8 protein-coding genes are annotated in these 8,766 nt (G+C 39.1%); all 8 read right to left on the reverse strand.

Features of this window, described 5'->3' with window-relative positions:
- Positions 1-93 precede the first annotated feature (93 nt).
- Positions 94-1,167: an acyltransferase family protein gene (locus G4407_RS09255; RefSeq protein ID WP_173688659.1), complete on the reverse strand. Its 1,074-nt coding sequence runs from the start codon at positions 1,165-1,167 to the stop codon at positions 94-96.
- A 92-nt stretch (positions 1,168-1,259) separates the two neighbouring features.
- Positions 1,260-2,144: an acyltransferase family protein gene (locus tag G4407_RS09260; RefSeq protein WP_243868806.1), complete on the reverse strand. Its 885-nt coding sequence runs from the start codon at positions 2,142-2,144 to the stop codon at positions 1,260-1,262.
- A gap of 196 nt (positions 2,145-2,340) precedes the next feature.
- A complete protein-coding gene (gene rfbB, locus G4407_RS09265) occupies positions 2,341-3,360 on the reverse strand; it encodes a dTDP-glucose 4,6-dehydratase (protein WP_173688661.1) in 1,020 nt (339 codons plus the stop codon).
- A gap of 18 nt (positions 3,361-3,378) precedes the next feature.
- Entirely contained in the window at positions 3,379-4,263 is an 885-nt protein-coding gene (gene rfbA, locus G4407_RS09270) for a glucose-1-phosphate thymidylyltransferase RfbA (protein ID WP_173688662.1), read from the reverse strand.
- A gap of 181 nt (positions 4,264-4,444) precedes the next feature.
- On the reverse strand, positions 4,445-5,563 hold the full coding sequence (locus G4407_RS09275) for a DegT/DnrJ/EryC1/StrS family aminotransferase (protein ID WP_420315000.1): 1,119 nt from the start codon (positions 5,561-5,563) through the stop codon (positions 4,445-4,447).
- A 2-nt stretch (positions 5,564-5,565) separates the two neighbouring features.
- Positions 5,566-6,612, reverse strand: coding sequence for an ornithine cyclodeaminase family protein (locus G4407_RS09280; protein ID WP_201856669.1), 1,047 nt, complete (start codon positions 6,610-6,612; stop codon positions 5,566-5,568).
- Between the two features lie 14 nt (positions 6,613-6,626).
- Positions 6,627-7,874 (reverse strand): ATP-grasp domain-containing protein, encoded by a 1,248-nt coding sequence (locus G4407_RS09285; protein WP_173688665.1) that lies wholly within the window; start codon positions 7,872-7,874, stop codon positions 6,627-6,629.
- A 50-nt stretch (positions 7,875-7,924) separates the two neighbouring features.
- The coding region (locus G4407_RS09290; RefSeq protein WP_173688666.1) for a lipopolysaccharide biosynthesis protein at positions 7,925-8,766 on the reverse strand (842 nt) is incomplete at its 5' end.

Here is an 8,766-nt window from a genome sequence, read left to right on the forward strand (position 1 = left end):
CTTGTACACACCATTCTCCAGCATCTTCTTGAAGCTATCCTTTACTGCTGCGACATCCTCGTGGTAGCTCATGCCGTACCAGGTGTCTTCCGATTATTTCAATTTTTTCATGAGTGGTGCTTCAAGCAGTTTGATTCTGCATATATCAATTACTGTACATACCACATAAATCAGTATCACACTCACAACAGCGTGAATCACCGCATTTCCAGCCTCATAAGCACCAACATTGTTAAACGTATCTTGCCACAACCATCGCCGCATGGTATTACTATTAGCGTGAATCAATAATACTCCAAATGTAGAGGCAGCAATTGTATTGATAATCTTGTCATATCCAATTTTTATATTTTTGAAAAATAGGAAGGCACTAACACCTGTCGCTAAAGCTAAGACCTTATTAGAGTCAGATACAAAGAAATAGCTGAACCCGATGTTTTTCCCTACCATGCGACTAAGCGTAGCTAACACCGCAACACTTCCCCATGATATAATCAACGACGCAATCATCAGCGTTCCCGTAATCTTCGTATTACTAAACCAGTCTTTCGGATAAAGACGAATATACGATGCAATTATGAAGAGGATACTAAACCATGTTACATAGTTGAATACAACATTTGCTTTTGCAAAAGACGGCAGAACCACATAAACTCCCAGACACCACACCATTAACCAGAAATGTTCTTTTTCTGTTAGAGCATGAATCAACTTATTCAAGAACGGAATCAATAAGTAAAACAGTAAAAAGCAACTGGTAAAGTTATCTGCCACCGTGAAAAATGGAAATATCATCTTCAAGAAACCTTTGGCTGAAAATGCTTCATATCCAGTAAAGAAGAATATACACCACAATGCAATGGCATAAAAATATCTTTCGGCCAATAATTTACCAAACTTCTTTTTGGTAATATGCGATGTACACATAAAGTATCCAGTAATCAAAACAAAGCAATTAATACCTGTTTTTCCTGCCCATCCGAATAGCAAAAGAAAATAATCCTGAAAATGCAAACTTGCCTGTGCATCAATGCAATCAAGTAACCCTGAATTCACAAGATAATGGTGGGCTACGATCATCAGCATTGAAAGGATTCTGAAAAGTTCAATATTAGAACTCCGTACTCCCCCCCTCAAATTTTTGTCTTTAATCAATTTTGTTTCCATTTAATCTTCCTCACATTGTAGTTGACACCGTATATTGCTCGAATAATTTTATTCTATCAAAATGTCACTTTTCGTTTTATTTGCGCAATCTATTATTTTGATGCCATTTTTCTTTCTAAGGCTTTGCCATATCTTAATATAGGCTTTTCAACCCATTTTGTCACGATCACAGCAAAGGCAAGAGACAAAACAAAATGTATTATGCATGCACTAACCGACATATATTGATTTTCTTCACATACTCCAAACCGAACCATAATTGAAAATATAATGTCAAAGCAAAGAAAAAAAGGAAATCCTATTTCTCCAAGCATGATTAAAAGCTTGCTCTTCCATTCTCGTTTCCTCATAAATACAAAAAGTACAATTCCTATATTATATGCAACCACATAATATAACCAATTGTCATAAGATAGCTTTGTTGACATAATTAAAACAGCTTCAAATATCACCAGACAACACATACTATCCGCTTTCTGCTTCTTACCATTCTCTTGAATGAAGAATTCAATTCCCAATAAAGCAACTAAGAATAGCAATGGAAACGCTGTTGGTATAGGTTTTCCCGTAGCATACCTTAAATAGCCTGCTCCCAACGATACCATCCCCCAAAAAAGAATCCAATATTTTGGAGCATTGCTTTTCACCACATATTTTTTAAAGAAAAAAATAAAAACAAAAAAGCAAATTTGTATCGGCATCATCCAGCTTGCTCCAAGAATGTTTCCGTATCCCATAAACTCATTAAATAATGTTATGTTTGCCATCCAACACGGTGCAGAAACATTCTTTATCTGAAATATAAATGCAGCCATTAAAAGCACCCAATACTCCGGATACATGCGAAATAGCCTATTTACCAAATATTGCATTCCAGTTCTTTTTTTATAGGATGTATAGGTTAAATATCCCGTTATCAAGAAGAAAATCGTTACACCAACTCTACCAATTGTAAACAACAAGTTCTGCGTAACCATCAGTTTAAGATGTGATATGTAAACAAGCAATGCAGCAATCCCTCTAAGCGTTGCTAACCACTCTGCTCTGCTCTGCTCTGCTCTGCTCTGCTCTGCTCTGCTCTGCTCTGCTCTGCTCTGCTCTGCTCTGCTCTGCTCTCAAGATTATATCTCTCCTGTTTCTTTCGTCAATATATTATTATTTTCATTTCCTCAATTAGCGGTTGCTGTACATTTTCTCATAGTAATTCTGGTACTCACCGCTGATGATGGTCTCCCACCACTCACGGTTATCGAGATACCACTGAATGGTCTTCTTGATTCCATCTTCAAACTTAGTCTCCGGCAGCCAGCCCAGCTCATTGTGGATCTTAGTCGGGTCAATGGCATACCGCATATCGTGACCCTTACGATCACCTACATGGGTAATCAGGCTTTCCGGCTTGCCCAGTTCCTTGCAGATGATCTTTACAATCTCGATGTTCTGCTTCTCATTGTGACCACCGACGTTGTAGACTTCACCAACACGACCCTTGTGAATAATCAGATCAATGGCCTTGCAGTGATCTTCCACATACAGCCAGTCACGGACGTTCAGGCCCTCGCCATAAACAGGCAGCGGCTTGTCAGCCAGAGCATTAGCAATCATCAGCGGAATCAGCTTCTCCGGGAAGTGATACAGTCCATAGTTGTTAGAGCAACGAGAAATGGTCACCGGTAGGCCGTATGTACGGTGGTAAGCCAGAACCAGCAGGTCAGCGGCAGCCTTGGAACTGCTGTACGGAGAACTGGTGTGAATAGGAGTCTCCTCAGTAAAGAACAGGTCAGGACGATCCAGCGGCAGGTCGCCATAAACCTCATCGGTAGAAACCTGATGATAACGCTGGATACCATACTTGCAGCAAATGTCCATCAGCACACTGGTACCAATGATATTGGTCTGGAGGAAGATGCCCGGATCCTCGATGGAACGGTCAACATGGGACTCCGCCGCGAAGTTTACCACAATGTCCGGATGCTCTTCTTCAAACAGTTTATCCACAGCCTCACGGTCGCAGATGTCTGCCTTCACGAAGCGGAAATTCGGGTTATCCATAACAGGTGCCAGTGTGGACAGATTGCCTGCATAGGTCAGCTTATCCAAACAGATGATCCGGTAATCCGGGTATTTTTTCAGCATATGGAACACAAAGTTACTACCAATAAAACCAGCGCCGCCGGTAACAATAATATTCATTCTCTTTTTCCTCGTCTTTCAAAAAATAATTCTATCTTCTGCCACTCTTCTCAGATGTTCGCCATAAGGAGACTTTCCATAAGCATTCGCAGATTCGAGCAATTTTTCTTTATCAATCCATTTCTCATGGTAAGCAATTTCTTCTGGTGCAGAAATTACCATATCCTGTCGATTCTGAACCGTCTGAACAAAGGTGGACGCTTCCATCAAGCTGTCCATCGTACCAGTATCCAGCCAAGCAAACCCACGACCCAAAATCTGTGCTTTCAGCTTTTCCTGCTTAAGATACATGTCATTCAATGTGGTTATTTCAAGCTCTCCACGTGCTGAAGGAACAACCTGCTCTGCCATTTCAGACACACCAGCAGGATAGAAATATAAGCCTGTAATGCAATAGTTTGATTTCGGATTCTTCGGCTTTTCTTCAACAGAAATCACATTTTTATTCTTATCAAATTCCATGATGCCAAACCGCTCAGGGTCTTTGACATAGTAGCCAAAAATAGTTGCATATCCATTTTCTGCATTATGTACTGCATCAGACAAGTTTTTTCTAAACCATCCACCATAGAAAATATTATCTCCAAGTACCATTGCGCAAGCATCATTTTCAATAAACTCTTTTCCAATGATGAACGCCTGCGCTAAACCATCAGGGCTTGGTTGTACAGCATATGATAAATTAGTTCCGAAATGTTTTCCATCTCCCAGCAACTCCTGAAATCTCGGTGTATCTTGCGGTGAAGAAATAATCAAGATATCTCGAATTCCGGCAAGCATCAATGTTGACAACGGGTAGTAAATCATCGGTTTATCATACACAGGTAACAACTGTTTGCTTGTCACCCTAGTTAATGGATAAAGACGTGTACCTGAACCCCCCGCTAAAATAATTCCCTTCATTAGTTTTCCCACTTTCTATATTAATCACAAATTGTTATTAAGCTTTAATACATTTCTGCCGTAATAGACATTACGTTGCCTACTGCTCACAACGAAGAGGTATGTAATTCGAGCAGCATCGCCTGTATCTAAAAGCGTACAGGCGTTCTCATCTATTTTTGTTTGTGTTTTATGGTTTCTCTTAACCGAGAATGATATCGCAGATACGATCAACATCTTCCAGTGCAAGATCTGCATACAACGGCAAGGTCAGCACACGCAGTGCCAAATGCTGTGCCACAGGAGTTTTCTCCGTTCCAGCAGTCGGATAATTACGATAGCACTCAAAACTATTGGTTAGCGGATAGAAATACTTTCTCGCCGTGATGCCCTGCTCTTCCAACATCGCAAAGACTTCATTACGAGTATACTTATAGCCGTCGAAAACAACTGGGAAGTACGCATAGTTACTTTCCACATTTTCCTGAATAACACTAAGCTGAATGCCTTCTACACAAGACAGACGCTCGCGATAACGCTCTACTACTTTCCTTCTCTTTACAATTTCATCGCTCAGATGGCGCAGATTGCAAATCCCCATTGCTGCCTGAAACTCATTCATCTTGGCATTACCACCAACAAAGCACACTGATTCAGGTCCATGAATACCAAAGTTCTTCTGATCATTCAGCAATTGAACCCAGCTATCATTTTTGAAGCAGACTGCACCGCCTTCAATGGTATTGAATACTTTTGTAGCATGGAAGCTGAACATTGATGCATCACCAAAGCATGCAGAAGATACACCTTTGAATTTTACAGCGAAAGCATGAGCAGCATCATAGATGACTTTCAGGCCATACTTCTTTGCAATTCTATCAATTTCCTCTACATCACAAAGATTTCCGTAAACATGTACAGGCACAATAGCAACCGTACGATCCGTAATAAGGCTCTCAATCTTTGTGACATCAATAGTATAATCTTTCTCATTAACGTCACAGAAAACTGGAACCAAGCCATTTCGAACAATTGCGTGTGTAGTAGATGCAAAAGTAAACGGTGTAGTAATCACTTCACCGCCTTCTGGCAGGTTCAGCGCTGCGATAACATTCTCCAATGCCAAATGGCCATTTGTATAAAGAGCCACATGCGGTATTCCTAAGTATTCCTCTAATTCGGACTGCAACTGTCTGTGTTTTACCCCCATGTTGGTTAGCCAATGGCTGTCCCAAATAGAACGAATCTCTTCAACATATTCGTCAAGAGTCGGCATAGATGAACGAGTAACTAAAATTTTATTATCCATATTTCCCTCCACAATCAGATACTCTTTAACAATGCATCTGTAACATCTGTTTCCTGAATCTTCCAGTCTTTTCCTAGATTACTATTCAGCACTTTCTTATAGAAACTGTATGCAACGCTAACATCAACAAAAGAAAGACCGATGGAATTGAAATAGCAAATTTCATCATCATTTTCCCGACCAGGCTTTGTTCCGTCTATAATGTCGGCTATATTAGCATATATATCGCTATCTTTTAGCAATCCGTCTTTATACATCCGGGCAATGGTTGGTGAACCCCTATGCTTTAAAGAATGCCAATCATCACATACAATTTTTGTTGCTTTTTGCGGTACAGCGTATTCATCTTCCCATCCACCTACATGGCAGTAATAGGTTCCATTTTTTACAGCATCTGCTTTTAGAAGAGGTTCTTGGCAACTAACCGCTGTAACAATTATATCGGCGTTTTGGGCGGTCTTGTCATAATCAGAATTACACGGTATAAAATCGACATCAGGATACTTTTTTTTCATTATATCAATAAATTGATTTTCCCCTTTTCCACTTCTGGATGCCACATAACAAGTATCTATTTGCGGGAACATCTGTTTAATCGCAACAAAGTGAGCCTTTGCTTGTTCTCCAGAGCCAATCGTTCCATATATATGGCTATCTTTACGAGCTAAATATTTTGCCCCAATTGCCCCCATACAAGCCGTGCGTAATGCAGTAATCAGCGTGCCATCCATTACCGCAATCGGAAATCCCTGCTCCAATTCTGATAAAATAATTACGCCGGAAACATTCTGAGATGAAAACTTATGTGGGTTTTCTGGAAAAACGGATACCCATTTAATTCCACAAACACCGTCCTTCATCAATGTTGATGGCATGCAGTTAATTCTATCCTGCGTTTCCAGATTAAAGATTTGCGAAATTTTATCTGGAAGCATAACTCCACCATTTTTATAATCAACAAGAACTTCTTCAATTACCCTAATAACTTCCTGAATATCACAGCATTTTGCTTCCATAATATCTTCCATGGATATCAGCTTGACATTTAAATCGTTTTTCAAGAAAACCCCTCCCCTCATAAAATCCTATCTACTGAAAACTTTTCGTATTGCATATTATTACCAAGCTCATCAAATACCAGCATACTATCCTGCAACTTTGAAATCTCACTTTTAAGATCTTCCGTATCAGCGCACAAAATATCCACTTCGGCCATTCTTTGATTTACGTCGTAACTCCAAGAAATTTCACTTCCAATCTCACATCTTGGAATCAGCGAAACCACTTTACAATTATCAGTCCGGTCGAAGCCCTGCATTTTTGCAACTTTACCTGCTTTTAACGTAGGGAACAAAACCGCTGCACGCTTACCATTCAGATTAACACCGTCATCCAACGGCTTTACATAACCGCAATTACCTTCTAATGCGTAATGAACCATTGCTTCCATCAAATCAATGCCAAATTCTTTGGTATACACTCTTTCGTAATCAACACCCGGAAATCTCAGGCCTGGATCAAAAAACCTAAATTTACCATTGTCTTCAAACCCTTGCATAAAAATCGGACCGTTCTTGTATCCCATTGTTTTAAACATTTTCACGACATTTTGATGTGCCGTTTTCAAATATTCATCTGTAAATCTTGATGGAGAAACAGCGCATGCCACAACTTTTTCAAGGTGATTTTCCTCAGAACCACAGTAACTGTCTACCGTTCTGATCAAATAAGCTTCACCATCCACAAAGAAATATGTAACCTGAAACTCATGAGCAGCCTTCATATATTTTTCGATAAGGATATCCCCATTTGAAGATTCGCTTTTTGCAAAGCTAATTGCATTTTTGAGTTGTTCTACCGTGTAGCACACGGACTGTCCACGCGATCCTCTACTATCAACCGGCTTAACAAACAATGGAAAGATTGCTCGTCCAGATAAGGCTTCTTCTTCCGTGTACTCAGGAATAACATCAACGCCGTTCTCCACACACATTTTTTTGAATGCGTGCTTATCAGTCATATAGAAAAACTGATCTTTTGTTCCATAACACGGCAAATTAAGTGCCTCACAGATTTGTTGATAAGGTCTTTGACACGGGTCAATGTATCCGCAAATGACACCATTCATTTGCTCTTTTTTACATCGTTCAACAATCTGATCTACATCTTTAATATTAAGCATCCATGCTTCATCTGCGACTTTCTTTGCAGGAGAATCTACAAGATAATCTGTAACAATTGTGTATACACCCATCTTTTTAGCTGCCTCAACCAACTTTATCTGTTGGTCGGTTCCACCAAGAATTAAAAGCTTTTGCTTCATAAATTTCCTCTCTTTCCATTAGTACTTAATCAGTTATGCTCTTATTTCATCTAGCGTATCCATTTTAACTTCTGTAAAACAGCTTTGAAAACTTTTGTGGCTACTGTTCTGTTTAGTAATACCATAAATACAATAATTAAAATTTGCCCCATATAAAAATGATTTTCCTGATAACCAAATATAATCTGTACTACTATTAGCGAATACATTAAATGATGTTTTAAAATATTGTTATGGCAACTAATGTATTTTTTAGATGCAAGATATCGCAACCCCCACATCGAATAGAATGATAGCAACGTTGCAATAGCAGCCCCCATTGCTCCAAAGGTTGGTATTAAGACCGCATTAAAAATCGCATTAATAACACCTGCTGGTACCGTTGTCCATGCAATAACTTCGTTTTTCTTAACTGCATTAAAAATACCACCCCAAAAACTACTCAATCCACTAAACAACATTGCCAAAATTAAAACTGGTGCATACTTCCATGCGATAAAAAACTCTTTTGCAAACAAAATCTTAGAAATAAGTATATTACTCAGTATCAATCCTGAACAACAAAGCACCAACACAAAATTAAATAATTCATAGGTATTGCTAAAGAAACCATCCTTATCTTCTTTATCAAAATCTCTTATGGCTGATATTCCCCACGCTTGACCAAAAATGTTGCATACCATGGACATAATACTTGGCAATTTATAAGAAATAGAGTACAGTCCATTTATTGCCGCACCCTTTAACCATATAACAAAATACTTGTCTAAACTATTATTAATCCACCATCCTAGTTGTCCAAACATTGTTGGTATTGCATACTTTCGCATTTCAGAAGTAAGTAGGTAATCATCCGTATCTGTTATTCCCCGATTCCCTTTGGTACAATACC

It is taken from the genome of Allocoprococcus comes (genome assembly GCF_013300725.1).
Lineage (GTDB): Bacteria > Bacillota > Clostridia > Lachnospirales > Lachnospiraceae > Allocoprococcus > Allocoprococcus comes_A.